This is a genomic window from Bradyrhizobium sp. UFLA01-814 (genome assembly GCF_046718885.1).
GTDB lineage: Bacteria > Pseudomonadota > Alphaproteobacteria > Rhizobiales > Xanthobacteraceae > Bradyrhizobium > Bradyrhizobium elkanii.
This window is the reverse complement of the sequence record NZ_JAQOSR010000341.1, coordinates 1-2,727: the sequence shown is the minus strand read 5'-3', so window position 1 is coordinate 2,727 and position 2,727 is coordinate 1. Positions and strand designations below refer to the sequence as shown.

Sequence of the window (2,727 nt, the reverse complement as noted above, 5' to 3'; positions counted from 1 at the left end):
GTGCGGCACCGCGTGATCCAAGAATAGCGTGGTGTCGGCGTGCTGCTTGCCGTTGATCAGATTGACGCCGTTGGTCTCGACCGTCGAGCCCTCGCCGGCGCAGGTCACCGTCAGCTGATAGCGACTGACGTGCCCACCCGAGGTCAGGCCGAAGGTGTTGAAATGGGCATGCGCGCCGAGCGACACCGTCGCCGAGGAAATGTTGAAGGCATCGACGCTGTCTTCGACCAAGCGCACGTGATCGAGCCGTGCGTTGTCACCGATCGCAACAACCAGTCCGTCATGGGTCTGGTAGGCCTTGGCGCCGTCGGCGGCGAGATAACTCTCCACCAGCGTCACGCCGGTATCGCGGCCGAGCCGGAGCAGCGACCGCGTGAACGTCGAGGCCGGCACAGTGCCGGACGCGACATGCACGATATGCAGCGGCTGGGTCAGCACCGCGCCGTTGGCGACGTCGATGACGACCCCGTCGGTCGCCATCGCGCCGTTCAGCGCGATCATGGGGTTGGCGACATCGGACGCGAGAGCCTGCGTCGCGACGATCTCGTCGCCGGCTTCCAGCGCGAGGCGCAGAGGATTGATCGAGAGCCCCTTCTCCAGATCCTGCCAATCGGAAAGATCAGGCGCGAACGCGCCGTCGACCAGCACCAGACGCCGGACGCCTTCGATCGCGTGGGCCTCTACGACGGCCCTGGCGCGGCCCAGCGCGGCATCATCCGGGGACGCCGCGAGCGGCAGCACTTCGCGCATCAGCGCGCGCAGGTCGGTGTATTTCCAGTCCTCAATCCGGCGATGCGGCAGGCCTGATCGTTCATAAGCCTCGAAGGCCTGGCGCCGCTGGTCGGCGATCTTGCCCTCACCCGGTAGACGGTCGCGCACCACGGCGAATGCATCGCCCAGCGCGCGCCCGGTCTCGGTCTTTGCAACAACGTTCATCACAAAACCCGCGTTTGTCAGGCAGCGTCTTCGAACTGCGTGTAACCGGACTCTTCCAGCTCCAGCGCCAGCTCCTTGCCGCCGCTCTTCACCACCCGGCCCTTCGACATCACGTGCACGAAGTCGGGCACGATGTAGTTGAGCAGCCGCTGATAGTGAGTGATCACGACCATCGCGCGCTCCGGCGAGCGCAGCGCGTTGACGCCGTCGGCCGCGATCCGCAGCGCGTCGATGTCGAGGCCGGAATCCATTTCGTCGAGGATGCAGACAGCCGGCTCGAACAGCGCCATCTGCAGAATCTCGTTGCGCTTCTTCTCGCCGCCGGAAAAGCCGACATTGACGCCGCGCTTCAGCATGTCCTGCGGGATGTTCAGCGACTTGGCGACCTCGCGGACCTTCTTGAGGAAGGCCGGCGACGAGATCTCGTCCTCGCCGCGCGCCTTGCGCTGGGCGTTGAGCGCCGCATGCAGGAAATTCCATGTGGTCACGCCGGGGATCTCGACCGGATACTGGAACGCCAGGAACACACCCTTGGCGGCGCGCTCATTGGGCTCCATCTCGAGCAGGTCCTCGCCCCTGAACAGGATCTGCCCGCCGGTGACTTCATAGCCCGGCTTGCCGGCGATGACGTGGGAGAGCGTCGATTTGCCGGAGCCGTTCGGCCCCATGATCGCGTGCACCTCGCCCGGGTTCACCGTGAGCGACAGCCCGTGGAGGATCTCACGCTCCTCGACACGAACCTGCAGATCTTTCACTTCAAGCAGAGACATCTGATTTTTCCTGAGCATCACCCCGAGGCGCGTCGGCCGCGCCGTTAGCGGGATGGATTAGCCAACCGAACCTTCAAGGCTGATCGAGATCAGCTTCTGCGCTTCCACCGCGAACTCCATCGGCAGTTGCTGCAGCACGTCCTTCACGAAACCGTTGACGACGAGGCCGACGGCTTCTTCCTGCGAGAGCCCGCGCTGGATGCAGTAGAACAGCACGTCCTCGGAAATCTTCGACGTCGTCGCTTCATGCTCGAACGTCGCCGAGGAATTCTTGGCCTCGACATAGGGCACGGTGTGCGCGCCGCATTTGTCGCCGATCAGAAGCGAGTCGCAGGCGGTGTAGTTGCGCGCGCCGGTGGCCTTTCGATGGGCGCTGACGAGACCGCGATAGGTGTTCTGTGACTTGCCGGCGGCGATGCCCTTGGAGATGATCCGGCTCGACGTGTTCTTGCCGAGATGGATCATCTTGGTGCCGCTATCGACCTGCTGGAAACCGTTCGAGATCGCGATCGAGTAGAACTCGCCGCTCGAATTGTCGCCGCGCAGGATGCAGCTCGGATATTTCCAGGTGATCGCCGAGCCGGTCTCGACCTGGGTCCAGGAAATCTTGGAGTTCTTGCCGCGGCAGTCGCCACGCTTGGTGACGAAATTGTAGATGCCGCCCTTGCCTTCCGAGTTGCCCGGGTACCAGTTCTGCACCGTCGAATACTTGATCTCGGCATCGTCGAGCGTGACGAGCTCGACGACGGCGGCGTGCAGCTGGTTCTCGTCGCGCTGCGGCGCGGTGCAGCCTTCGAGATAGGAGACGTAGGAGCCCTTGTCGGCGATGATCAGCGTGCGCTCGAACTGGCCGGTGTTGCGCTCATTGATGCGGAAATAGGTCGACAGCTCCATCGGGCAGCGCACGCCCGGCGGCACGTAGACGAACGAGCCGTCGGAGAACACAGCCGAATTCAATGTCGCGAAGTAATTGTCCGAGGTCGGCACCACGGTGCCGAGATATTTCTGCACCAGCTCGGCA

The 2,727-nt window shown here is 63.7% G+C and carries 3 protein-coding genes; all 3 read right to left on the bottom strand.

Annotation, left to right across the window (positions count from 1 at the left end):
* Window positions 1-936, bottom strand: a 936-nt coding sequence (locus PMN64_RS42635) for a SufD family Fe-S cluster assembly protein (RefSeq protein WP_411785087.1), incomplete at its 3' end; no start/stop codon positions are given.
* Between the two features lie 17 nt (window positions 937-953).
* Entirely contained in the window at window positions 954-1,706 is a 753-nt protein-coding gene (sufC, locus tag PMN64_RS42630; RefSeq protein ID WP_028342146.1) for a Fe-S cluster assembly ATPase SufC, read from the bottom strand.
* Window positions 1,707-1,763: 57 nt separating this feature from the next.
* A partial coding sequence (sufB, locus tag PMN64_RS42625; RefSeq protein WP_411785086.1) for a Fe-S cluster assembly protein SufB occupies window positions 1,764-2,727 on the bottom strand: 964 nt, incomplete at its 5' end.

Coding starts and splice junctions, on each gene's coding strand:
- sufC (WP_028342146.1), bottom strand. CDS start 1,706: ATGTCTCTGCTTGAAGTGAAAGATCTGCAGGTTCGTGTCGAGGAGCGT.